Annotated in this window: 20 protein-coding genes and 1 pseudogene; 10 read left to right on the top strand and 11 right to left on the bottom strand. The window is 47.1% G+C overall.

The annotated features are described in order from the left end of the window. Nucleotides 1-544 (top strand): annotated as a pseudogene (locus tag K5677_RS13555) (glucuronoarabinoxylan endo-1,4-beta-xylanase); the annotation flags it as partial. A 215-nt stretch (nucleotides 545-759) separates the two neighbouring features. On the opposite strand, the gene K5677_RS13560 reads toward K5677_RS13555, so the two are convergent. The 5 genes from K5677_RS13560 to K5677_RS13580 all read right to left on the bottom strand — a co-directional run bounded on the left by K5677_RS13560 (nucleotide 760) and on the right by K5677_RS13580 (nucleotide 6,460). After that, nucleotides 760-2,382 carry an extracellular solute-binding protein gene (locus K5677_RS13560; RefSeq protein WP_296729020.1) on the bottom strand — a complete coding sequence of 541 codons (1,623 nt, stop codon included), beginning with the start codon at nucleotides 2,380-2,382 and terminating at the stop codon, nucleotides 760-762. A 10-nt stretch (nucleotides 2,383-2,392) separates the two neighbouring features. Next, nucleotides 2,393-3,985: a hypothetical protein gene (locus K5677_RS13565; RefSeq protein WP_296729021.1), complete on the bottom strand. Its 1,593-nt coding sequence runs from the start codon at nucleotides 3,983-3,985 to the stop codon at nucleotides 2,393-2,395. A 14-nt stretch (nucleotides 3,986-3,999) separates the two neighbouring features. Beyond that, nucleotides 4,000-5,286: a GGDEF domain-containing protein gene (locus tag K5677_RS13570; RefSeq protein WP_296729023.1), complete on the bottom strand. Its 1,287-nt coding sequence runs from the start codon at nucleotides 5,284-5,286 to the stop codon at nucleotides 4,000-4,002. A gap of 404 nt (nucleotides 5,287-5,690) precedes the next feature. Continuing rightward, on the bottom strand, nucleotides 5,691-6,290 hold the full coding sequence (locus K5677_RS13575; protein WP_296729025.1) for a Fic family protein: 600 nt from the start codon (nucleotides 6,288-6,290) through the stop codon (nucleotides 5,691-5,693). Beyond that, entirely contained in the window at nucleotides 6,290-6,460 is a 171-nt protein-coding gene (locus tag K5677_RS13580) for an antitoxin VbhA family protein (protein ID WP_296729027.1), read from the bottom strand. The genes K5677_RS13575 and K5677_RS13580 overlap by 1 nt, the downstream gene beginning before the upstream one ends. A 299-nt stretch (nucleotides 6,461-6,759) precedes the next feature. Here K5677_RS13580 and K5677_RS13585 point away from each other — a divergent pair, with 299 nt between their 5' ends. The 7 genes from K5677_RS13585 to K5677_RS13615 all read left to right on the top strand — a co-directional run bounded on the left by K5677_RS13585 (nucleotide 6,760) and on the right by K5677_RS13615 (nucleotide 14,499). Then, a complete protein-coding gene (locus K5677_RS13585) occupies nucleotides 6,760-7,986 on the top strand; it encodes a sugar-binding protein (protein WP_296729028.1) in 1,227 nt (408 codons plus the stop codon). 112 nt (nucleotides 7,987-8,098) lie between these two features. Then, a complete protein-coding gene (gene mmsA, locus K5677_RS13590; RefSeq protein ID WP_296729030.1) occupies nucleotides 8,099-9,634 on the top strand; it encodes a multiple monosaccharide ABC transporter ATP-binding protein in 1,536 nt (511 codons plus the stop codon). A gap of 19 nt (nucleotides 9,635-9,653) precedes the next feature. Further along, entirely contained in the window at nucleotides 9,654-10,814 is a 1,161-nt protein-coding gene (locus tag K5677_RS13595) for a sugar ABC transporter permease (RefSeq protein WP_296729032.1), read from the top strand. 72 nt (nucleotides 10,815-10,886) lie between these two features. Continuing rightward, nucleotides 10,887-11,180 carry a hypothetical protein gene (locus K5677_RS13600; protein WP_296729033.1) on the top strand — a complete coding sequence of 98 codons (294 nt, stop codon included), beginning with the start codon at nucleotides 10,887-10,889 and terminating at the stop codon, nucleotides 11,178-11,180. Then, complete coding sequence (locus tag K5677_RS13605) at nucleotides 11,177-11,608, top strand: hypothetical protein (protein ID WP_296729034.1); 432 nt, start codon at nucleotides 11,177-11,179, stop codon at nucleotides 11,606-11,608. Before K5677_RS13600 ends, K5677_RS13605 begins: the two co-directional genes overlap by 4 nt. An 8-nt stretch (nucleotides 11,609-11,616) precedes the next feature. Next, on the top strand, nucleotides 11,617-12,333 hold the full coding sequence (locus K5677_RS13610; protein ID WP_296729035.1) for a hypothetical protein: 717 nt from the start codon (nucleotides 11,617-11,619) through the stop codon (nucleotides 12,331-12,333). 6 nt (nucleotides 12,334-12,339) lie between these two features. Beyond that, the gene (locus K5677_RS13615) at nucleotides 12,340-14,499 is read left to right on the top strand and encodes an Mbeg1-like protein (protein ID WP_296729036.1); all 2,160 of its coding nucleotides are present in this window, start codon (nucleotides 12,340-12,342) and stop codon (nucleotides 14,497-14,499) included. A gap of 25 nt (nucleotides 14,500-14,524) precedes the next feature. Here the strand turns inward: K5677_RS13615 and K5677_RS13620 are convergent, their stop codons facing one another. Then, a complete protein-coding gene (locus K5677_RS13620) occupies nucleotides 14,525-16,690 on the bottom strand; it encodes a substrate-binding domain-containing protein (RefSeq protein ID WP_296729039.1) in 2,166 nt (721 codons plus the stop codon). A gap of 299 nt (nucleotides 16,691-16,989) precedes the next feature. On the opposite strand from K5677_RS13620, the gene K5677_RS13625 reads away from it, so the two are divergent. Then, nucleotides 16,990-19,239, top strand: a complete 2,250-nt coding sequence (locus K5677_RS13625; RefSeq protein WP_296729042.1) for a cellulase family glycosylhydrolase — start codon at nucleotides 16,990-16,992, stop codon at nucleotides 19,237-19,239. 366 nt (nucleotides 19,240-19,605) lie between these two features. Here the strand turns inward: K5677_RS13625 and queF are convergent, their stop codons facing one another. Genes queF through queD form a run of 5 tightly spaced genes read right to left on the bottom strand, consistent with a single transcriptional unit; the run spans nucleotide 19,606 to nucleotide 22,456 of the window. Then, nucleotides 19,606-20,103, bottom strand: coding sequence for a preQ(1) synthase (gene queF / locus K5677_RS13630; protein ID WP_296729044.1), 498 nt, complete (start codon nucleotides 20,101-20,103; stop codon nucleotides 19,606-19,608). Nucleotides 20,104-20,105: 2 nt separating this feature from the next. After that, complete coding sequence (gene queC, locus K5677_RS13635) at nucleotides 20,106-20,792, bottom strand: 7-cyano-7-deazaguanine synthase QueC (RefSeq protein ID WP_296729047.1); 687 nt, start codon at nucleotides 20,790-20,792, stop codon at nucleotides 20,106-20,108. Nucleotides 20,793-20,802: 10 nt separating this feature from the next. Beyond that, a complete protein-coding gene (gene folE / locus K5677_RS13640; protein ID WP_296729050.1) occupies nucleotides 20,803-21,372 on the bottom strand; it encodes a GTP cyclohydrolase I in 570 nt (189 codons plus the stop codon). Continuing rightward, the gene (gene queE, locus K5677_RS13645) at nucleotides 21,372-22,031 is read right to left on the bottom strand and encodes a putative 7-carboxy-7-deazaguanine synthase QueE (protein ID WP_296729052.1); all 660 of its coding nucleotides are present in this window, start codon (nucleotides 22,029-22,031) and stop codon (nucleotides 21,372-21,374) included. The genes folE and queE overlap by 1 nt, the downstream gene beginning before the upstream one ends. Continuing rightward, complete coding sequence (gene queD / locus K5677_RS13650) at nucleotides 22,031-22,456, bottom strand: 6-carboxytetrahydropterin synthase QueD (protein ID WP_296729054.1); 426 nt, start codon at nucleotides 22,454-22,456, stop codon at nucleotides 22,031-22,033. Before queD ends, queE begins: the two co-directional genes overlap by 1 nt. Nucleotides 22,457-22,771: 315 nt before the next feature. On the opposite strand from queD, the gene pncB reads away from it, so the two are divergent. Next, on the top strand, nucleotides 22,772-23,971 hold the full coding sequence (pncB, locus tag K5677_RS13655) for a nicotinate phosphoribosyltransferase (RefSeq protein WP_296729056.1): 1,200 nt from the start codon (nucleotides 22,772-22,774) through the stop codon (nucleotides 23,969-23,971). Nucleotides 23,972-24,167: the final 196 nt, after the last annotated feature.

Genomic DNA, 24,167 nt, shown 5'->3' on the forward strand with positions numbered 1-24,167 from the left:
CTATAAGCTTCCCGAGGGCTCGGGATATATCCTCTATGTTGAGACGGAAGAGGGAACAAGTGATTTCAGCATTGACGAGGCTATCGTTGCCAAGGCTGGCGTAAAGATCGACGGTCCTGTTGTTACTACAACTACTACAACGACTACAACCACCACCACAACAACTACTACCACAACGACAACCACAACTTCTACTACAACTACCTCCACAACTACCACAACTGCTGAGCCGACTACGACCTCAACTACTACAGCGACTACAACAACTACTGAACCTGTGACAACAACTACAACCGCAGAGCCTACTATGAAGATGGCTGGCGACGCTAACTGCGATAATACAGTTGATATGTCAGATGTTGTTCTTATCATGCAGTCTCTTGCAAATCCCAACAAGTACGCTATCGGCGGATCTGACCAGAACGCACTTACAGCGCAGGGCAATGCAAATGCCGATGTTGATACATCGGTTAAGGGATTGACCACAAATGATGCCCTTAAAATACAGCAGTTCCTCTTAGGGATTATCCAGTCACTGGTTTGATCCGGATTCATGAGATAATAAGGCAGCCGCCCATTTGGGCGGCTGTTTTAGTTTATCGGTAAAAGCGGCGCAGTTTAATTTTGAAGTCATTAGCCATTAGCTTTTAGCCATTAGGAAGCGGCGGATAATATTTGCCCCTGCAATGAGCTAACGGCTAATGGCTCACGGGTAAAATCAAAATTTAGCACAGCTGTTTACCGTGTTGCTGCTGTTTGTTATTCTGCTGTTCTTCTGCGGACCTCTGCTGTAAGCTCGTCAAAGTAAACCTGAGTATCTATATTGCTGTATTCCTCAAGATATTCTTCCCATGTGCTTTCAAAATCACTGCTCATTACAAGAAGCGGCAGATACTTATGCTTTGCGGCGTCTATCTGCTTCATTATCTTTCCGTAGTCTGTATCATCGGTAACTGAATTGCTGTATGACCACATGGGGTACCACGGTGAATTCTCATGCGGATCGTTGAGCATTTCTGTGTAGGTCTGTATGCCGTATGCGCTGAAGCAGCGCTGTACATCGTCGGACAGATGCTCATAGAATATGTTCGGCTGATTTGTTGACTCAAAGGCGTTTTTGCCGTCAGGAGCCATGCCAAGATAATAGGGCATATAGTTGTAAGTGCATATATGCTTTCTGCGGTATTCTTCGCTGCGCCACTGTGCGTACTGCTGGTCGGTCTGGTAGAATATGCCGTCTTTGTCAACGCAGTAGTCAACACCCTCGATGCCCCAGAAGCGGAGATTGAGTATCTCGGGTTCAAGCAGGTCGCTGATGAACTTTATTGCCGCCTCGGGGTCTTCGCAGCTTATTGAGACTCCGACGCCTGCGGAACCGTTGAATGCAACGCGGTCACGGTATCTGTCGGGGATACTTCTGTCCATAGTAATTCCAAGAGGGATATATGTGCAGTCAGGGGGCAGCTTGTTTACTGCGCTGGAGAAGTTCCAGTTCTGGTCTATCATGCCCAGAACTCTGCCTGATGAGAGCTTTGAGTAGTACTGCTCGGAATTGAGCATTGAAAATTCCTTGTCGATGACGCCCTTACGGTATTCCTCATTCAGAAGCTTATACCATGCCTTTGCTGTGGGAGTGAGGTTGTAGTCCTTAGCTTCGAGAGTTTCCGCGTCAACAATACAGCAGCCGTCGTTGGGATAGCCGTCAAGAAACATGGGCGGATTGTCAAGGGCAAAGAACCATGCGTCGTTTGCCTCTATTTCGTAGCCGTAGTATCGCTCGCCGTTTTTATTGGTTGGGTTGGCTTCGAGGTATCTTTCGATAAGGTCAAAGTACTCATAGGGAGTTTTTATATCAGGATAGCCTGCCCATTCTAAGACCTTTACCTGTATCCAGAAGGCTTCGCCGCTGTGGATAGGGTTTGTGTCCTTGATATTGATAGCGGAGAACAGAGGTATATAATATATATGACCGTCATCAGCGCGGACGCTGTCCCACTCTTTTTCGGTGTACATATTCTTTATTCTCGGGTAATTGTCCCAGTAGCTGTCTAATGGGATAAAAGCGCCTTCCATGATCAGCTTCTGACAGTTTGCAGCATCGGGCGTCATGAAATCGGGGTATTTATTGGATATGATCATATCGCTGAAGTACTTGTCTATATCGTCCTGATCGGATATCCATGTCTGACGAAGGATAACGCCGGTTTTTTCGCCGATGAGCTGCTGTATCTCATTATCTCTGTCAATATCGGCGATCCTTGCTGCAAATATTCCGGTGAATTCCCTGATATTGTTTTCGTCGGCTTTTTTGCTGCCGCAGCCGCCTATTGAAAGCGTCGCTGCAGCGGCGGCAAGAGCTGCCGTCATTTTCCTTATCGTCATACTATCCCCCCTAATCTGTATCTTTCTTTAATGTAAATACGAACCTGAATCTGTCACGGAAGGGGATCTCGAATCCCACACGTTCTCCGAGACAGTGTTTAAGCCGCAGATACGGGTTGAATCGGTAGTGTCTGTTAAAGTTATACTCATCGCTTATATTGCCGTCCTCGAATATGGCGCTTAGCTTGAGCATATCGTCGGTCGATGGCATATCGCTGCTCTCGAAGGAGATGACGGCGGTATCCTCGGTCACAAGAATGTTAGAGGAAACATCATTGTAATGCTTGAATATATCCGCTGCAATGAGGGCAAAGGAATAGGCGGGTACGTGCCATTTCTCAGGCGGTATGGGAGATGCCGAGAATTTTGTTCCGAATTTGCCTGCGATCTCCTCGATGAGCTCTGCTTCCTGTGTAAGTGATATGTCCTCGTCGTTACTGTTTGATTTGATGTTCGGGTATTTTTCGCCCATAGTAAGCTCTGCGTCGAGGCGCATTGCTGTTTTGAACAGTGATGAGTAATCGGATTCCTTTCGCAGCAGAGATGCGTTCCTCATCTTGAATTCCATTCCGCTCTGCTGGAGCTTGTCAGACATATCACAGCATATATCGAGCAGGGTGCCTATTTCGTCCCTGCCGTTTTTGCCGCGGCTGGTATGCTGTATGATGCCAAGAGCCTTGTATTCTGCCGATGCCGCCTTGACTCTGCGTTTTATGCCTACAGAAAGCATATGTCCCGCAATGACAGAGACTACGATTATGCCTGCCAGCAGAAGCATGAGCTGCTTGTTTAGCTTTATAAAGTCCATGAATGTGTTTTTGCGTGAGCGAGAGTAGAACTCTATATCAAGCGTGTAATAGTTTCTGGTAATACACTCAAAGTCCTGACTGATAGCTATACTATCGCTTGTAAAGGCGTCCTTGTCGCTGGTGTACAGGAGATGATTGCCGCTCATTATATAGAGCTCTCCGTCGAAATCAAGACTGTCGGCAAATTCTGATATTACCTTGTTGTTCATTTCGAGACAGAGGTAGCTGTCTCCCGTATCGAGGTTGTAGTAATCCAGCTTTCTGACGAGAATAAACTCGTTCTTATCCTGATCTATGCAGAGCACAGTGGATTTGTTGAGTTCCTTGAAGTACTTGTACCAGTAGTCGTTTACTGCGGATTCAAGCTTTTTTATGTTGCCGCCTGCAAGAATGGTAGGATTTGAGGTGTAGATGGTGCAGCGTTTTACTATATTGGTCTCAGCGATATTCAGAGCCGTATTATGCTGGAGGGGAAAGGAGGCAGCGTAGAATTCTGCTTCAGATGAATACTGTTCGTTGAGAAAATCATATATAGCTTCGTTTGTATAGATATTTTTGGCGATAGACACGGCGCTTTCGACGGATAGGTTGACTATCTGCTCAGAGGCTGTGACTACAGTGTGCTCCATTTGCTTGTATTTTACTTTCTGGGTAAGAGTGATAGTTCTTACCATAGAGCCCCATATCGTCATTACTGCAAGCAGCATCATGATGACGAGGGCTCCGTTTTTTATACTTACAGGAGTATTGGAAAATGGAGCGAATCTGCGCCTTATTTTTTTTTTCTTTTCCAAAACTACCACCTCGCTTATCTGTCGGGCATCTGAAGAAGCTTTTTGATCTCAGCTTTTTTTATGTACATATTTTCCTCGGCTTTTGCAAGGAGAGCATCATAGGAAAATACGCCATTTGCGTATGAGCAGCCGTATGACAGCGAGCATTTTATGGAATCGCTTTTTCTGCTGAGTATATACGGCGAATCTTCATTTAGCTTGTCCATTACTCTGTCTAACCTTCTGAGAGGACCTTTTGTCATAACGATTAGAAACTCGTCGCCGCCCATTCTGAAACCATAATCTCCGTCCTCGAGAAGTTCTCTTATGTAGGCTGCGGCTCTCTTGATGACAAAGTCGCCGCTCTCGTGACCGAGGGTGTCGTTTATGAGCTTGAGGTTATTTACATCGAAGTATATGAAAAAGAGAGAGTCGTACTTGCGGAAGGTATCCACCATGCTGTGATAGTAGCGCTTGTTAAACAGCTGAGTCATACCGTCGTGGTTGGCGTCATATACAGCCTGTAACAAGTCTTTTTCGCCTGTATCCAAGCTGCACAGAAGTTCTTTAAGCGAAGCGGTGAGCTGACCTATCTCGTCCTCACGCGTATCATCTAAGATGACCGAGGCGTCGGCCTGTTCCTGCTTTTCTTCGCTTTTCTTGATAGAACTTATGTAAGAGGATATTTGCCTGAGCGGTGAGGATATTTTCTTTTTCAGGTGCAGTATCAGGATCAGCACAAATAATGCGCCGAGAAGAAGAAGCGCACCGAACACAGCTGCGATAAACATGAAATACTGCTTCTCGAAGGGTTCCTGAAGCTGTACTATCACTATGCCGCAGAGATTGTCGTCAACAGTTCTCAGTGGACGGTACACTGTAAGTCTGCCTCTGCTGACGTGTTTCATTGAGTTTCTGCCGTTTATCAGTTCAGCCTTTACAGACGAGGTGTAGCTTGTATAATCAAGATGCGAGCCAAGAGGCTCTCCGCCTGAATCGTAGATATATATACCTGAGGTATTGCTGAAGCTGACAAGGGATATCCTGCTGATTATGTCACTGTTGCTGCGTTGATATGCGGAAAGCTTGTTTTGTACCGATTCATAGTCATCAGATTTTATTCTTGTTTTAAAGCTTGTTCTTGCCTTATCTGCGTTGATAGTCAGCGCAGAGAAATCAAGAGCGGCTGAAGCGGCACGTTCACAGTAGCGTGAGCCTATGATATGCACGCAAGAGAACGAAATGCCGAAGCTGATGAGAACAAAAAAGACGAGTATGCCTGCCGCAAACGATCCGATAGATTTATTTATTGATCTTGACATTTTGATACCTCTGTCCGTTTTATCCGAGGGAGAAGCTCAAATAGAGGGAAGGAGCTTCTCCGAATAGTTACACTTATAATGCCGGCTGTTTTGCCCGACAGGGCAGAGTGAGCCTGACAAAAAGAATGTGATGCGCAAATTCCTCAAAATATAACGGATTTGCGCTGCCTGAACAAAGTTCAGTAGGATAACCGCCTTACGGCGATTACTGAGGTCACATTATTTATACTATCATTTTACATTATTTCATTGTATTTGTCAACTTGTATGCCAAAACAAAGTTTAGGGTTCACAAAAATGTTACATTTGTATAAAGAATTGAAGAAAAACTACTGAATATTACAAATGGTATACCGATTTTGTTTCAATATAAACCATAAAAAAACCGCCTTAAAAGCGGTCCTTTACATTGATGGTGAGATCATCTCTCCGAATACCTCTTTCAGCATGGAGAGATCGCCCTGTGCAGCTTTTATAGCTGCGATAATGAGCATATCCGTGCCGCATTCGGCAAAGTCTATATCACGCCCTGTATTGCGCACCAGCAGAGTTACGAACAGGCGCAGGGTGCGTCCGTTGCCCTCGCGGAATGGGTGGAGCATATTGAGATCGTGGTACAGCTCGGCTATCTCATTGAGAAATTCGTCATCAGACAGACCGCAGAGATAATTCTGAGCGGCAAGCCTTTTGAATTTAAGTTCGCCCAGCCGTTCAAGCTCGGTATATTTGCAGAAAACAGTGCCCTTTTTCGAAATATTTATAGTACGGAGACAGCCAGCCCAATCGTAGAGGTCTCCGAAAAGCGTCTTGTGGAGAGACTTGTAGAACTCAAAGTCAACATTGACGAACTGCGTTTCCTGTTCAGCTTGGATTCCGCGGAGCAGAGTTATCTGCTTTTCGAGAGCATCAAGCTCATTCTGGTCTCTTATATCAAGCTTGTTTATGAGCACTGTGGTATCAGGGTAGCAGTTCCACTGACAACCCTCTATCCTATAGACAGCCATTATTTTCTTTTGACGTCTTTGATTATCTTATCCGTGAACTGCTTGAATGACAGCTCACCGCTAAGACATCTTTTAACATTTTCGATCTCTTTTTCCGAAAAGCGGTAGCCCTCCATACGGACGGAGGCAAGCTGGTTTTTCAGTGCTTTTTCGGTGGTGACATTCTGCATTGTCATCAGCTCCTTTACCACGATATTATACCTTTTTTTACGCTGTTTGTCAACGGTTTGCACAAAAAGTTATATTTATGACATTGTACGTTATTCAGCAGCTTGTCATTTTTTACAGATTACAGCTGGTTTCATTATACAATACGCCAAATTTTTGATGATAATCCACAAAACAGCCGAATAATCTATTGACATGAGCAGTAAATCTGTGTAAAATGTTTTCATAAGCATTTGTTATAACATAATGTAAGGCAATAATTTTTTCACAAATTAAATTTAACATAAGGAGGATCATTATCATGAAAAAGTTTCTTGCAGTACTCTCTACACTGGTGATGTTAGGCACACTCGCTTCATGCGGAGGAGCATCATCTTCTTCCGACAGCGACACCGGTGCAAAAACAAGCTCTAACACTGAATCAAAAACAGACGCTAAAACAGACGAAGGTTCATCTTCAAAAACCGATGAATCTTCCAGCGGCGAAGGAAAGACTGTTGGTATCGCTATGCCTACAAAGTCTCTCGAGCGCTGGAACCGCGACGGTGAATACCTCAAGGATAAGTTTGAAGAGGCTGGCTATAAGGTCGAGCTGAAGTATTCAGACAACGACACAAACCAGCAGAACAACGATATACAAGGTATGATCGCTGACAATGTAGACCTTCTCCTTATTGCGGCTATCGACGGAAATACCCTCTCTCAGACACTTTCCGACGCTAAGGATGCAGGCATCTCAGTAGTTGCTTATGACCGTCTTATCATGAACACAGACGCAGTTTCATACTACGTTTCATTCGATAACTACACAGTAGGCAAGCTTCAGGGCGAATTTGTTCGCGACCAGCTCAAGCTCGACAGTGAGGCAGGTCCTTTCAATATCGAATTCACCGCAGGCGATCCTGCTGATAATAACGCCGGCTATTTCTTCAACGGCGCTTATGACGCTCTTAAAAAGTACATCGACGAAGGCAAGCTCAATATCCCGTCAGGCAAGACTAAGTTCGAGCAGGTAGCTACAGATAAGTGGTCTACAGACAAGGCTCTTGAGAATATGCAGAATACTCTTGCTTCTTACTATTCAAAGGATGAGCAGCTCGATGTTGCCCTCTGTTCAAACGACTCTACAGCTCTCGGTGTAGCTCAGGCTATTGCTTCTGACTATAAGGGCAAGAACGTTCCTATCGTAACAGGTCAGGACGGCGATATAGCTAACCTCAAGAATATCGTTGACGGCAAGCAGTCAATGACAGTTTACAAGAATGTAAACGATGAGGCAGCTGCAACTCTTGAAGTATCAAAAGCTATCCTTTCAGGTCAGACACCTGATGAGGGACTTCTCAGCTCTATCGAGGCAGAGGCTGCATACGATACATCTTCATACGACAACGGTTCAAAGGTGGTTCCTTCATACCTCCTCGTGCCTTATGTCATCACAAAGGATAATCTCGATGTTCTCGTAAAGACAGGTCTTTACAAGTGGGACAGCGATAACAAGTATCTCGAGTCTACAGCTGAGACCACCTGATAACGAATAATACTGCTATATTGTCTGTAAAAGGGCGGGCTCTGCCTGCCCTTTTTTGAATATTCAGGTGTATTCGGAAAATAATGACAGACAGGATAAAGGAGGGATATACTTGGCAGAATTTATTCTTGAAATGAAAAACATAACAAAGGAATTCCCCGGTGTAAAGGCTCTCGATAACGTTAATCTGCAAGTCAGACCGGGTGAGATACACGCTCTCGTAGGAGAAAACGGAGCAGGTAAATCCACTCTTATGAATGTACTCAGCGGTACCTATCCTTTCGGTTCGTATACAGGTAGTATCGTGTACAACGGTGAGGAGTGCAGATTCAAGACTCTTCATGACAGCGAGGAAAAGGGTATCGTTATCATTCATCAGGAGCTCGCTCTCATACCCGAGCTTTCTATAGGCGAGAATATGTTCCTGGGCAATGAGCGCAAGGGACTCTTTGGCATAGACTGGGATAAGACCTACCATGAAGCAGGCGAGCATATGAAGCAGGTAGGCTTAAAGGAAGAGGCTACTACTCTCATAAAGGACATCGGTACAGGCAAGCAGCAGCTCGTTGAGATAGCTAAGGCGCTCAGCAAGGACGTTAAGCTGCTCATTCTTGACGAGCCTACCTCATCACTTAATGAAGAGGACTCAAAGATGCTTCTTGACCTGCTTATCAGCTTCAAGCAGAAGGGCATGACTTCTATCATAATCTCACATAAGCTCAATGAAATATCATACGTTGCAGATAAGATAACCGTTATCCGTGACGGCTCAACTATCGAGACTATCGACAACGCAGATCATAATGTTGACGAGGCACGTATCATCAGCGGAATGGTCGGGCGTGAGCTCAGTGACCGCTATCCTTCACGCGAGCATAATATAAGCGACAAGATAGGCATGGAGGTCAGCGGCTGGACGGTCCATCATCCGCTATATATTGAGAAAAAGGTCGTGGACAATGTTTCATTCAATGTTCACCGCGGCGAGATCGTAGGATTCTCGGGACTTCAGGGTGCAGGACGCACTGAGCTTGCAATGTCTGTTTTCGGCAGGTCATACGGCTCAAATATCAGTGGAGATCTGAAGATAGACGGTGAGCAGAAGGAGCTGAAAAACGTTCGTGACGCTATAAAGGCAGGACTTGCATATGTTACCGAGGACAGAAAGGGCAATGGCCTTATTCTTGCGGACAGTATTGCCAAGAATATAACAATGTCGCGCCTTGAAAAGGTCTGCGGCAAGGGCATCATAAATACTGACAAGGAAAACGCTGTGGCAGAGGAATACAGGGAAAAGCTCCATACAAAGACTCCTTCTGTACAGCAGGCTGTCGGAAACCTCTCGGGAGGAAATCAGCAGAAGGTGCTGCTTTCAAAGTGGATGTTCGCTGATCCTGAGGTGCTCATACTCGACGAGCCCACAAGAGGTATCGACGTAGGTGCAAAGTATGAGATATACTGCATAATGAACGATCTTGTGGCACAGGGAAAATCCGTGGTGATGATATCGTCGGAAATGCCTGAGCTTCTCGGTATGTGTGACCGTATCTATGTTATGAATGAGGGAAAAATGGTCGCAGAGATGCCTGCTGCGGAGGCTACGCAGGAGAAGATCATGGCGGCTATCCTACAGTCTGATAAAAAATAAATGATCGAAGGAGTATAATATGAACGTCAAAACTTTCGTTAAAAAATACACCATGGTCATTGCATTGGTCGTGGTATTCATATTCTTTGCTATATGGACAGATCAGAAGCTTCTGCTTGCACAGAACCTTTCAAATCTTCTGCTCCAGAACGCATACGTACTTGTAATGGCCTGCGGTATGCTTTTATGTATCCTCACAGGCGGTAATATCGACCTTTCGGTAGGCTCTACGGTCTGCCTTGTAGGTGCCATAGCGGCACAGCTTATGTCAAAGCATAACATGAACGCTTATGCGGTCATATTCCTTTGCCTGCTTTTGTCCGTCGTGATAGGTATGTGGCAGGGCTTCTGGATAGGCTATGTACATATACCGCCGTTTATCTGTACCCTCGCAGGAATGTTCCTGTTCAGAGGTATAGGACGTGCAATACTTGAGTCAAAGACCATAGCTATCAACAATGAGACATTTCTCAAGACCTTTGCTTCGTATATCGAGATACCGGGGCTTGACAAGGACATAAAATGGTCGGCGCTTATCGCAGGTATAGCTATTTCGTGCATACTTGCTGCCGTAACAGTTTTTAATCGTGTAAAGAAGGCAAAGAAGGGCTACAAGCAGGCATCAGCAGTATCACAGTTTGGCAAGATAGCTGTTATAGACCTGCTTATCATCGCCTACACATGGAAGCTTGCAAACTATAAGGGTATCCCTGTAATGGCTCTGTGGGTACTTGCTATAGTATTCATCTATGCATTCATTACTTCAAAAACAGCATTCGGACGCTACTTCTATGCTGTTGGCGGAAACGAAAAGGCTACTAAGCTCTCGGGTATCAATACAAACAAGGTATACTTCATGGCATATACATCCATGTCGCTCCTTGCAGGTCTTTCGGGACTTCTCATCGGTGCCCGTATCGGTTCTATCAACGGTGATACAGGTAACTCATTTGAAATGGACGCTATCGGTTCATGCTTCATAGGCGGTGCTTCTGCATACGGCGGAAGCGGTACTGTCGGCGGTGTAGTAGTCGGAGCTATACTTCTGGGTGTTATCAATCAGGGTATGTCTATCAAGGGACTTGACAACAACTGGCAGTATGTAGTCAAGGGTGCGGTTCTTCTTGTAGCTGTTATCTTTGACGTTGTTTCAAACAAAAAGACAGGTAAAGCAGGTTAAGCTGATACCATGTGCGGCTCGGGACGATTCTGCGCTCCGGGCCGCAGTTTATAACGGAAAGGGATATTACTGATGAACGGTATAAATTACGATGCGGAAAAGCGGGCAAGGGCAGGAAGAGGAGCTGTCCTCAGAGTGTTGGTGGCGGTATATATCGCGTATCTTGCTTTCAAGATAGTTTCGGCTGAGGATACAACAATGAGCGCTGCAGCCTGCCGTGTTATCGGAGCAGTTTTCATTGCGGCGGATATAGCTTTTATCGTGTATACATATAATCTGTTCCGCAAAGAGATGAAAGCTGCCGAAGCTGACGTGGAAGCTGACGAGGCTGCTGAGGGAGCCGATGACAGTGAGGAGCAGCTATGATGCTTGACGATGTACGCGCTGTCTATGAGGAATATACTGCACAGGTCGCAAGGCTTGAAGGGGAGAGAAAGGCGTGGGACGGGCTTTTCGGAATGGGGAAGAAGCTCGCTGACGATCCTTGCCATGACCGCTTTTTTGAAGAGCTTGAAAGGCTTCTCAAAGCATTTGCGGCAGAAAAGCCCTCCTCTGATGAGGTCAGCAGCTTGCTGGAGTTTATATATCATGCGCCCTGCGATGAGGAACAGCCCGCAAGTGCTTTGATGCCCATGAATGCAGTTCACAGCCTGACATTAGAGCTGGCAGGTATGCTGTCAGCCGAGGACGGAAAGCGGCTTCTTGAGCAGTACAAAATGGATCACCCGAGAAGCAGGAGGTTCCCCGTACACAAGAATGTGATAAAAGCTCTGGAAAAGGCAGCAAAAGGCTGATATAGGAGGTGATATATATAGGAAAGCACATTAAGCGTACAGCTCTTGGGGCAGCTCTTGCAGCGGCTGTCATCTTCGGCGGCGCAGGCTGCAATAAGAACGATGCGGCTGTGCCTGTAAAGGACGGTCAGGCACTTCTTATGGAAAGCCTGGATGAAAAGTACGGCGAGCACTTTACCTTTGTGGATAATGCAGGAGGCGGCACAGCTATGCAGGAGCACTGCGCGATTCACGTCCGTTCGGAGAAGCTCCCCGATGACACGGTTTACGCTGTCCGCGGAGTTTTCGACGGAAAGACAGAGAACAGGGACAATTATATGGCGTATTATCTCAGAAGTGACGCAGAGGCTTACCTGCAAGCCTTAGCAGAGCAGGTCTACGGCAGGTGCAGAGTGTTCTATGCTCCCGATGATAAAATGGTGCTGCCTGCGGATATGGGAAAGGATTCCACGGCGCAGGAAATGCTGAGGGCTTCAAAGTGCTATTATTCCGTGCTTCTTCCAAGCGGACAGGATATGTCACAGAAGGAAAAGAAGCTTGATGAGCTTCTTGAAAAGCTCAGGGAAGAAAAAATACGCTGCTATTTCTATATTGCATACCTTGACAGCGATAAGTTCTATGATTTCGCAGAGTCTGTCTCTGATGTTGACAAGGCTCATATTACAGCGGACTGTACTGTGGGAATGGACGATGAGTATAATATAACGGACAAAAAATGGGGGTAAATGTCTATGTCAGATTTCTTTGCGGAAAAAGGTATAACAAATGAAGCAAGAGCTTCGATAATACTCAATACATTCATGTATGTTGACAGATGTATCAAAAGTGAAAAAAGCATATCGCTGAAAAGCATTATCGAACAGATAAGCTTTGACGGTCTGGAGGATTCTCAGAAGGCGGCTCTGGAAATAGTAAAGAGAAGCCTTGCTCTCAAAAGGAATGCCGATGTGGGCGCACTGGAACTTGTAAGCTTTTCAGAGCATGACAGGAAAAGGTACAAGGGAGCCTGCGGTGCTGTATTCAGAAGCTCCGACGGCACAGCGGTTTACGTGGTATACCGCGGTACAGGTACGGGACGCTGGTATGACAACGGCGACGGACTTTCCAATACCTCGTCAGAGTATCAGAATGTGGCGCTTCGCTACTTTAACGATGTACTGGATACTCTTGACCTCGGTGACAATGTTAAGCTTGTTGTCACAGGCCATTCAAAGGGCGGAAACCTTTCTCAGTTCGTCACGCTGAAATCGGGTTACGGCGGCAAGGTCAGGTACTGCATATCCTTTGACGGTCAGGGATTTTCTCCTGAGTTTCTGAAAAGCATCGACTACTACATCGAAAAAAACAGCCGCGTGAGATCGCTGTGTGAAAAGATGTATTCCGTCTGCGGAGACAACGACTATGTGAACGTCCTCGGAAACAAGGTGATACCCAAGCCAAATACTGTCTATATCAGGACTAATACGGCTTCTGCGGATATTTTTGGCGCTCATACTATCGTGCCAGAGTATTATAAGGATGTTGACGCGCATTACTGCGATTATCTTTTCGATTTCAGGACAAATATGTTCAACGAGCAGGTAAGCAGGCAGAGAGAGCTGGCGCGGTGCTCGCAGGAGCTGAGCAGAAATGCCATGAATCTTCCCCATGATAAGAGAGAGGATATATGCAGGACTCTTATGACACTTTCTGAGCAGTTTATCGGCGGAAGCAATTCTCCCAACGGTCTGGGCGGTGAAAAGGCTACTCTTGAGGAAAGCGTGGGATTCCTTACGAATCTTTATGAGATAATCGTTCCTCTGACCTCGTATGTGGGTACAAGACAGGGTGAGGATATGCTCTTTGACTTGCTTATCCTGCCGAATGACGTCAATGCGGACAGCTCTCTTGCTTCTGCGCCTATCAGCGACAGGCTGAATTATGTAATGTCTGATCCCGACTTAATGAAGCTTTATTACCTCGGCGCTTCTCTTGCTATAGAGAGTATCTCAGAGCGAGCGGCACAGGTAGGCTATGCAGTGGGAGAGGTCACCTCAAAGCAGCTGACAGCAGAGCTGGGACTTATTTTACAGAATCAGCTTTCAGCTATGGACATGGTCAGCTCCTGTCTGAAAGGCACTGCAAGCATTGTGAGCAATGCAGTTGCTGCTGTAAAGTCGTGTATCAAAGACTCCATGAGAGTACGCGAGGGCTTCCTGCGCAGCATAGGTCTGGGAAGTCTTGCAGGCTTCAATAACTGGAGCAGGTATTTTGAGTACCGCAACAATGAGGGGAAGCTGCTGAGATACGGAACCAGCGGAGATGACAGCTTGATGTACACCGACGAAGCCGAGGCTATATACGGCGGCAGAGGCAATGATACCCTCCACGGTCATGGGGGCGATGACGATATTTACGGTGAGGAAGGCAATGACAGGCTCTTTGGCTGGGGCGGCAGCGATAAGCTCTTTGGCGGAGAAGGCATGGATACCTTACGTGGAGATCAGGACAACGATTACCTTCACGGCGGCTTCGGAGATGATACCCTCAAGGGCGGAGCAGGCAATGACGCTCTCTACGGAAGTGTGGGAAATGATAAGCTTCACGGCGATGAGGGGAATGACATTCTCTGCGGCGGTGTAGGCGATGATGAGTACTATTTCAAGAGGGGCTTCGGCAGCGATACAATAAACGACACAGACGGCGATGAAAAGCTGATTTTTGAGGGTATGCAGCCCTCGGAAATGGTGTTCACTGCTTCCGGCGATAATAGCGTTATCATAAGGAATATCAACACAGGGGACAGGGTGACTATCAGGAACTTCAAGCCTGAACGGTATACCTTTGTTTTCAGTGGTGCTGAATATGCGGCGGAAAATAAGAGCGGAGCTTATATGTTCCGCAGGATATAAAGCAGAACAGGCATAAAGCTTAGCTTTATGCCTGTTTTTTGTCTTTGCGGTATTCCGAGGCGGTCATGCCCTTTTTTCTGCGGAAAAGCTTCATAAAGTGCGAGGCGTCGGGGTATCCGCATTTCTCAGCGATCTCGCCTATGCTGAGAGCTGTGCTTGTCAGCAGTCTTTCCGCAAGGGCAAGTCTTGCTGAGATAACGTCGGCGTTGAAGCTGATGTTCAGGAACTGGCGGTACAGGTGCTGAAAGTAGGAGGTACTGATGCCTATCTTTGCAGAGGCATTATCGGCTGTCCATTCAAGCTGGGGCTCTTCATAGACGTGACAGCGGAGTTCACGGATTTTCGCAAGATAGGCACTGCTGCTGCCGTCTGAGGAGCTTCGTGCGGCTTCAAGCCTTTCTTCAAGCTGTGCTATCATATCCGTGGGAGCTGTGCCGCTTTGGGTGACGGCGGATAAACGCCTGAGCTTAGCGGAAATACTGACATTCTGCTGGACTTCTGTCATTTTCAGGTTCGATCTTAGCAGGTTTACGAAAAGCTGCTCAGGAAATTCCGAACCGTCACATTCGCCTATGATGATGAACTCATCGCTGCCTGTTCTTGCTGCAAGCTCGTCCCTTGCACAGGAAAGGTTCACCGCCTGCGCAAAGGTAACTATAATTTGTCTGACGTGTTCGCTGCCGTACTGTCCGCGAAGCTGCTCTGCGTCCTCGATACAGTAGATAACGCCGTAATACGGGCGGTCAGTACTGAGCGTATCTGTTCGGGAGATAAGTCCCTTGCGGCTGAAAAGTCCTGTGAGGATATCACGCTCGGAAAGCCGCTGTATCTTTTCGTTCAGAGACCTTTCGTAATCAAGCATTCGTATGCGCTCTATGGAATTTGCGGCGACCTGACAGAATTCGCCGTAATACTGCTCGAATATGACAGCTCCTGTGCAGCGGCGGACGCAGCAGCCGAAATTTCTGTCGAGGTAGTGCAGGGGAGTGAAGATATATGCGGCAGGCTCGTCGGAGAGCTCCTGTGGCGGTATCAGCCTGTCAAGGGTGAATCTCCGCGGAGTAATATCGCTCATTCCGCGGCAATAGGCTATGCGGCACCGCATTTCCTTTGTGTAGCCGCTGTTTGCACTGTCATCGCCTTCACACAGAAGGAGGAAAAAGTCGCTTCGCGGATCTAAGAGGTATGCATTCTGCGCAAGGACTATGGCACATTCGTCCATATTCTTTACATTGTTCATCATAGAGGAGTAGTTGCTGTGCATAAAAATGCTCATGCTCATGTCCCTTGCAAACATCTTCTCGCTTATGGCGGCATCTCCCGAGGTATCAGCCTTACAGCCGCAGCTTGCGCCTGTTTTTACGGCAGGCCGGACTTCTATGCGCTGTGTGGGGGCTTCGCCGCTTATGAGCCTGTGCAGCCGACAGATGGCTTCGATACCGTTTTCAAGGAAAGCATTGCCGAAGGTGGTGAGTGAGGGCTGATAGCTGCTGACATCGGGGTTGCCGTCGTAGCCGCCCACAGCAATGTCGTCGGGGACGTTTATGCCGTTTTCGGCAAGGGAGAGGCAGAGCTGCAATGCCATGTAGTCATTGCCGCAGACTATGGCTTCGGGACGCTCTATCTTGCCCTCAGCAATACGTGCCCCGAAGTCATTTGCGTAATTTACCCAGAAGTCGCCGTAGAATACATAGTCCTGACGGAATGGCAGACCGTTTTCTTCGAGGGCATCGCGATAGCCCTCTATACGCTGGTCAGAGTGTATGATACCCTCGGGACCGCTGAGACAGTATATTTTTCTGAAGCCGTGTACTTTTATGAAGTGTTCGGTTAGCTTTCGGAAGTTCTCTCTGTTGTTTTGCAGACAGCTCTCAAAGCGGTCACTGAGATAGTCAAGGGCGATTACGGGTATGCCCTTTTCCCAGAGCATATCCTCCAGCTTTTTTGACAGGGAACGGCTGTAGAATGAGCCTGAATCGAAAACAGCCCCGTCGAAGCTGAGCTGCCTGATGAGGGTGTAGATATTCTCGTCGCCTTTCAGGTGGTCGGTCTCGTTGTCGTAGTTTACGAAATGCGTCAGTACCACAAGGTCATATCCGAGAGCTGCGGACTGCTGAGCCATTGCCTCGATAAGGCTGGTCTGGTAGAGCTTTTCGGCATTTACGGTTATGAATGCTATGCGTTTTCTCATTTTCTTGCCCCCTTTTTCTTTCATTATACAATGACTGTACAAAAAAATCAACTGTAAAAAGCTGAAAAGTACATAAATTGAGTTGAAATTTTCATTGAATTTTACATCTTGTTGCTCTATAATAAAATCAACACGATATGAACGCGGTTAAACGCAAAGTTGAGAATTGAGAGTTGAGAGTTGAAAGTTGCGGTGTCGCCTTTGCGGCGACGTTATTTAAATGATATGAGCGCAGCGAACACATAAACTCTAAACTCTTCACTTTCAACTCTAAACTATAAAAGAAGGGAAGTTTTATCATGAATAGTTTTTTCAAAAAGAGCTGGTCTGTGGCACTTGCAGCAGTTACTCTCGCTTCATCTGCTATGGGAAGCCCGATATTCACCACATCTGCTGTCAGCGTCAGCATTCAGCAGACGGCAGACAGCTCTGACAGCGCATACAGCGCTTCTGCCGCAGCAGCAAGCTCCGACATAAACGTTACCGATATCGGCGATTTTTCAGTACCTCTCCTTACAAGCAATAAGGTGGCTGCTGCCGATTACAATATACCAAACCTCAATATCCCTGCAAAATCCGTTCCCGAGACTGAGGGTATCAAGTTCGTGAAGGATATGCGCCTCGGCTGGAATCTCGGAAATACTATGGACGCTATCGACGATACAGGCTGGGTAGGCAGCGAAATGGGCATCGAGACCTGCTGGAACGGCGGCTACAAGACCTCAAAGAAGATGATAGACACTGTTAAGGAGGCTGGCTTCAGAACCGTTCGTATACCTGTATCATGGCACAACCACGTTGACGGCAATTATCAGATAACAAAGCAGTGGATGGACAGAGTTCAGGAGATAGTTGACTATGCTATAGATAATGATATGTACGTTATCCTCAATGTTCACCACGATAACGATGACAAGCATATGTACCCTGATACTGCTCATTATGCTCAGTCAAAGAAATACATGACTACTGTATGGTCACAGATAGCTGAGCGATTCAAGGAATACGACAATAAGCTCATTTTTGAGACTATGAACGAGCCCCGTCTTATCGGTCATCAGAACGAGTGGTGGATAAATCCTTCAAATCCTGACTGTATAGACGCTATAAAGACTATAAACAAGCTCAATCAGGACGTTCTAGATACTATCCGTTCATCAGGCGGAAACAACGGCACAAGATATGTTGCAGTCCCCGGCTATGACTGCTCAGTTGACGGTGCTACAAATGAAAACTTCCAGATACCAAGCGATAAGGTGCAGAACAGACTTATCGTTGCAGTACACGCTTATCTCCCGTACGGCTTCGCCCTCGCTGAGGAAAGCGACTCACAGAGCGTATCAAAGTTCAACATCAACACAGACACAGGCGAGATAAATCAGGCGTTTGACAAGGTGTATCAGAAGTACACATCAAAGGGTATCCCTGTTTACGTAGGTGAGTACGGCGCAAGAGAAAAGGGCAATAACGTGCAGGACAGAGTTGACTGTGCGGCTTATTTCACAGCTTATGCTTCATCTGTAGGCGTTACCTGCTGCTGGTGGGACGATATAAGCTTCATGCTCCTTGACAGGTCAAACTGTACATGGAAGCGCCCAGAGATAGTTGCTGCTATCAATAAGTACGCAAGAGGAAGCGCTCAGTCAACTATCGTTACATCAGTGACTAACCCCAATGAGATAGTTACAACCACCACATCTGCAAATGTTTCCGAGAGTGACAAGATATACGGCACTGACAATGGCAGCGGCACTGTATCCTTCGGTACAAGCATCGGCGAAACCGCTTTCGTTGATGTTCAGTTCACAGGCAATACCAATTTCATGAACGGCTGTCTGGGCTTCTCACCTCAGCTCAACGGCAAGAGCTACTGGGTGTCATATGTATGGGAGGCTAAGAAGTCAGGCGTTATAACTCTCGATATGAATAATCCTAAGCAGGTAATGGACGTATCCACTGAGCCTGCTGAGGCAGTTACTGATGCTGACGTAAAGAAGCAGCTAATCGAGAACATCAAGAAGGAAAAATCCGCACTCTTACAGGCGTGGTATGCTTCCGACAAGTCGGGCAAGGAGATAACTCCTCCTGCTTCGGGTGCTGAGAGCATAAAGGCATTCATAATATCTTCAAACGGCACTCAGCAGACAACAACAACAACTACTACAACTACAACCACCTCCGAGACAACTACATCATCAACAACATCAACTACAACTTCCACTTCAACATCAACATCTACATCAACTACGACAACTGTAACTTCGACTGAGACTACAACAACTACTACTGTCAAGCCTGACGATAAGGCTGACAAGTACGGCGATGCAAACTGCGACGGCGAAATAGATATGTCAGACGTTGTTCTCATCATGCAGTACCTTGCAAATCCGAACAAGTACGGTCTGAACGGCTCTGACGCAAAGCATATTACAGAAAAGGGACTTCTCAACGGTGACGTTGACAAGTCAAGCGAGGGTATCACAGCAAATGATGCTCTCCGCATACAGGAATACCTTCTCAAGAAGGTGGCTTCACTGGAGATTGCATAACGTTTTTTTCATTTGAACTACCCCATAAAGAAACTCCGCTGTATTTGATGTACAGCGGAGTTTTTCATGTCTGTTTATATTAAAGAGTATAGTTGCATATTGTATGCTGTTAAGGGACGCCCTCACTTGCAGGGCGTCCCTCTTAAAAAAACAGTCCACTGGACTGTTTTTTTAATTCACCCTTGCGGTGACTCCCTGTAGTACAGGGAGATGTCAGCGTAGCTGACAGAGGGTACTCGCTCCTGTTAGGAGCGCCTTCGATGCTTGGGCTTTGCCCAAACCCACCAGAGGCGCTGCCTCTGGACTCCGCCAAAGGAACACAGTCCCTTTGGAATCCCACTCATATGCTTTTGAAAATTATTACGTTTATCGGTTGTTTACTGTTTCTGGATACATATCATGCTGTGAAAGACGCTCCCACGCCATTTTCTCCCATTTGGTACCAGGCTTGCCGTAGTTGCAGTAGGGATCAATGGACAGACCGCCGCGGGGAAGGAATTTTCCCCATACCTCGATGTACTTGGGCTCCATGAGCTTTATGAGGTCCTTCATTATTATGTTTACGCAGTCCTCATGGAAGTCGCCGTGGTTGCGGAAGCTGAAAAGATAGAGCTTCAGAGACTTGCTTTCCACCATTTTTTCAGCAGGCACATATGAGATGTATATTGTGGCAAAGTCAGGCTGACCTGTGATAGGGCAGAGGCTTGTGAACTCGGGACAGTTGAACTTCACGAAGTAGTCATTGTCGGGGTGCTTGTTGGGGAATGTCTCCAGCACTGACGGGTCATAGTCGTAGGAATACTTTGTATGCTGATTGCCGAGAAGGGTTATATCGCCCTTTTCGTTTTCGTTTCTTCCGCTCATAGTTATTCTCCTTTCATGGCAGGATCGTCCATGCCGTTGGCTCTGAAAGCTGCTATCCTGTCACGGCAGGTTCCGCAGACTCCGCAGGGCTTGTCGCCGCCCTCATAGCAGCTCCATGTGAGCTCATAGGGGACGCCGAGTTTAAGTCCCTCGGCTACTACCTGAGCCTTATTCATGCCGATAAACGGAGCTGTGACGCGGAGTTCACCACCGCTGCCGAGGTATATGGCACGATTGATAGCGTCGTTGAAGTCGCTGCTGCAATCGGGGTAAGCGTTGCCTGCGGCGTCGTCGCTGTGAGCGCCGTAGTATATCTCCGTACAGCCGTTGGAAAGAGCGATGCTGGCAGCAGAGGACAGGAAAAGACCGTTCCTGAAAGGCACGTATGTGGAAACTGGCTTGCCGTCGGTCTTTTTGAGCTGTTCTGCGTAGGACTCCTTTGGAATATCCTCTGTTGAGCTGCTGAGCAATGAGCAGTCGCTGTCTGCAAAGATAAGAGCAAGGTCAAGCTCTTTGTGCTTTACGCCATAGTGAGCGGCTATTTTTCGTGCTGCTTCAAGCTCGCGGCTGTGCTTCTGTCCGTAGTAGAGCGAGAGGGCGAGTACCTCGTCCGCTCCGTATTTATTGACGGCGATACCGAGACAGGTGGTGCTGTCTACTCCGCCGCTGAATAGTACCAATGCTTTCATACAGTTCTCCTCAATCAAATTTTATGAGCTCCTTAAGCTCGGCATTTCTGCGGAATTCTCCGAGATAAGTTCCTGTGACGGTCTTTGCGTTTGCATTGCGTATGCCTCTTGCTGTCATGCAGCTGTGGCTGCCCCGTATCATAACTCCCACATCGGGAGTTCCTGCGGCTTCTGAGATTATCTCAGCGATGTCCTTGCCGAGGCGCTCCTGCAATTGCAGACGCTTTGCAGCCATGTCGCAGATACGGGCTATCTTGCTGAGCCCGAGGACCTTTCCGTGAGGGATATATGCGACATTAACGCTCATATCGTACATGAGGGCAAGGTGGTGCTCGCAGTAGCTGAACACGGTTATATCCTTCATTACAACAGCGCTGTCCATATCTGAGCTGTCGTCGGTCTTAAAGGTCTTGCCGAACATTTCCGCTATCTGATGATTTGTATATGCAGTTCCCTCAAGGACTTCCTCAAGCATACGTGCAACACGGGCAGGAGTTTCTTTAAGTCCCTCACGTTCGGTGTCTTCGCCTATAGCCTTTAAAAGTCCGAGAACGTGGTATTCTATGGCTTCTCTGTCCATTAGACGCCCCTCCTTGTGGGTTCCCATATGAATTTGTGGAGCTGAAGCTGTAAGCGGACGCCGTTCATCTTGTGCTCCTCCATGAAGTCAACTATATCCGCAGGCTCTATTTCACCGAATACGGGACTGATAAAAACATGACAGCGCTCCGTGAGACGGTAGCTCTCTATGAGCTCCGCAGCCTTTTCAAGGTCGAAAATGCTTCCCGATACGAACTTTACTGTATCGTGACAGCCTAAAAGCCGGAAGTTGTCTATGCACATGAAGTCCTCCATGCCGCTTGACGGGAGCTTGTAATCCATAGTGAATATGGGGCGGTATTCCGCAGAGGCAAGCCTTTCGAGGGAGATACTGCCGTTGGTCTCTATCTCAACGCGGCAGCCGTTTTTTATGAGAAGCTCCGCCAGTGCGCCGCATTCCTTCTGGAGCAAGGGCTCTCCGCCTGTGAGGGTTACATTGTGTACCCCGGTATTAGTCACCCACGCAGCAAGCTCGCCGATAGTTTCGTATTCGGCAGGAGCATTTTCGGTATTTGCCCAGCAGGTATCACAGTACGAACAGCTGAGATTGCAGCCGCGGAAGCGTATGAACGCCGCAAGCTCGCCGGCGTGTGCTCCCTCACCGTTTATGCTTATGAATTTTTCAACAACAGGCAGCATTACCTTTCCTCCTCATATATCGCGCAGTTTTCAGGTGTTTCGTATACGGTCACGCTCTTCACGGGAAGTCCCTTTAATGTGAGAGCTTCGTAAAAATTGCGGGCAAAATTCTCGGCTGTGGGGCGGTAGTCCACCTCGATAAGTCGGAAATCCTCATCTCTGAGAGCGGCAAGAGTAGCGGCTTTCAGTGAGCCTTTCTCATATATCAGCGCATGGTCGAATCTGTCCGCAAGAGCGCGTACCTCGCGCTTCAAGTCGCCGAAATCTATTACCATGCCGCGCTTTTCGCCATCGGCAATGAGAGCTTTCTCAGCCACACATACCTCTATCTTCCAGCGGTGTCCGTGGATATTGGCGCACTTGCCTTTGTAGCCTGCAAGAAAGTGAGCGCTGTCGAATTCAGCCGATGTTTTCAGAATGTACATTACATCACCTCAAAATTGTATAAAAAAGCGCCTGCCATAAGCAGACGCACCTGTTTCCAAAAATACGCAGTATCCCTGCGCTACAGATGCCCTGGTTTTGTTTAACGACAGGATGGCGCAAACGAACTGTCGGTTGAATACCATCTTTAATTATAGCACGGTATATACCGCCTGTCAAGGACTTTTTATTGACAAACGGGGCGTTATGAGTTATAATTTTACTATGGCGTTATAGGGGAAGATATGTATAAAGAAGTTTTTCAATATACTGCTGAAAATAACCGATTTTTAATCGGACAGAAAGGAATTAATACCATGAAGCTCAAACCAATAGTCGTATCTCTGCTGGATACTGACCTGTACAAATTCAACATGGATCAGGTCATCTTCCACAAGCACACAGACCTTTGCGGACAGTATTTCTTCAAGTGCCGCAATAAGGACGTTGTTTTTACTGCCGAAATGGTGCAGGAGATCAACGAACAGATCGACCACCTCTGCTCCCTGACGTTCAAAAAGGAAGAGCTGGACTACCTGCGCTCAATACGCTTCATCAAGGACGACTACGTTGAGTTTCTGAGACTGTGGAGACCTATCCGCGACTATGTTACCGCTGAGCTTGACGAGAACGGTCAGCTTCAGATAGTAGTTGACGGACCGCTTTTCTCCGCTATGCAGTTCGAGATATATCTGCTGGAGATAGTCAACGAGGTTTACTTCCGCATGAAGTTTGACTACGACAGACTCAGAAAGTCTGCTGAGGAGCGTCTTGACGCAAAGATCAAGGCTCTCAATGACGGCACATATACATTTAAATTTGCCGAGTTCGGCTGCCGCAGACGACTTTCCAGAGAGTGGGAGGACGTTGTGGTGAAGCGTCTTTGCACTGAGACAGACAAGTGCGTGGGAACTTCAAATGTTTACCTTGCAATGAAGTACAATGTAACTCCCATAGGCACTTATGCTCACGAATTTGTGCAGATGTATCAGGGAATTGACTCCATACCCCTTGCCTATACAAATCATTATGCCATGAATGACTGGTATAACGAATATCAGGGCGATAATGGCACTGCTCTTACTGATACAGTTACTACAGACCTGTTCCTGCTTGATTTCAACCGCTCAATGGTCAATAACTATACGGGAGTCCGCCATGACAGCGGCGATCCATATGCATGGGGAGAGAAGATGATAGCTCACTATAAGAAGTACGGCGTTGATCCTAAGTCAAAGCTTCTGCTGTTCAGTGACAGCCTTGATTTTGACCGCGCTCAGAAGCTATATGAGTATTTCTGTGACAAGACAAAGGTGTCCTTTGGCATAGGAACGTTCTGCTCCAATGATACTGAGGAGACCGCACTGAATATCGTTATAAAGCTCCAGTATGTCAACGGACGTCCTGTTGCTAAGCTCTCCGATGACATCGGCAAGGCTATGTGCCGTGACGAGGATTATCTTGAGTATCTCAAGCGCTCTGTGGAGTTCAGGATACAGAGAGAATCGGATAAATAAGAAAAAAGCCGTGCTTTTTGCACGGCTTTTCCATTTGCCTTGGGGTTATTTATCCAGCTCTTTCATAAGCTCTGGCAGGCTGCTGAATTGCTTCAGCTCGGGAACGGTCTGTTTTATAGTTCCGAAGCCGTAGGCAGCATGGATAAATTCAAGACCTGCTTTCATAGTGGCATCGTAGTCTCCCTGTATATCTCCC

This window comes from Ruminococcus sp., from assembly GCF_024684275.1.

Coding starts and splice junctions, on each gene's coding strand:
- queE (WP_296729052.1), bottom strand. CDS start 22,031: ATGCTGCCTGTTGTTGAAAAATTCATAAGCATAAACGGTGAGGGAGCA.
- K5677_RS13560 (WP_296729020.1), bottom strand. CDS start 2,382: ATGACGATAAGGAAAATGACGGCAGCTCTTGCCGCCGCTGCAGCGACG.
- K5677_RS13585 (WP_296729028.1), top strand. CDS start 6,760: ATGAAAAAGTTTCTTGCAGTACTCTCTACACTGGTGATGTTAGGCACA.
- folE (WP_296729050.1), bottom strand. CDS start 21,372: ATGGACAGAGAAGCCATAGAATACCACGTTCTCGGACTTTTAAAGGCT.
- queD (WP_296729054.1), bottom strand. CDS start 22,456: ATGTACATTCTGAAAACATCGGCTGAATTCGACAGCGCTCACTTTCTT.
- K5677_RS13580 (WP_296729027.1), bottom strand. CDS start 6,460: ATGCAGAATGTCACCACCGAAAAAGCACTGAAAAACCAGCTTGCCTCC.
- K5677_RS13570 (WP_296729023.1), bottom strand. CDS start 5,286: ATGTCAAGATCAATAAATAAATCTATCGGATCGTTTGCGGCAGGCATA.
- K5677_RS13575 (WP_296729025.1), bottom strand. CDS start 6,290: ATGGCTGTCTATAGGATAGAGGGTTGTCAGTGGAACTGCTACCCTGAT.
- K5677_RS13600 (WP_296729033.1), top strand. CDS start 10,887: ATGAACGGTATAAATTACGATGCGGAAAAGCGGGCAAGGGCAGGAAGA.
- pncB (WP_296729056.1), top strand. CDS start 22,772: ATGAAGCTCAAACCAATAGTCGTATCTCTGCTGGATACTGACCTGTAC.
- queC (WP_296729047.1), bottom strand. CDS start 20,792: ATGAAAGCATTGGTACTATTCAGCGGCGGAGTAGACAGCACCACCTGT.
- queF (WP_296729044.1), bottom strand. CDS start 20,103: ATGAGCGGAAGAAACGAAAACGAAAAGGGCGATATAACCCTTCTCGGC.
- K5677_RS13615 (WP_296729036.1), top strand. CDS start 12,340: ATGTCAGATTTCTTTGCGGAAAAAGGTATAACAAATGAAGCAAGAGCT.
- K5677_RS13605 (WP_296729034.1), top strand. CDS start 11,177: ATGATGCTTGACGATGTACGCGCTGTCTATGAGGAATATACTGCACAG.
- K5677_RS13620 (WP_296729039.1), bottom strand. CDS start 16,690: ATGAGAAAACGCATAGCATTCATAACCGTAAATGCCGAAAAGCTCTAC.
- K5677_RS13625 (WP_296729042.1), top strand. CDS start 16,990: ATGAATAGTTTTTTCAAAAAGAGCTGGTCTGTGGCACTTGCAGCAGTT.
- K5677_RS13595 (WP_296729032.1), top strand. CDS start 9,654: ATGAACGTCAAAACTTTCGTTAAAAAATACACCATGGTCATTGCATTG.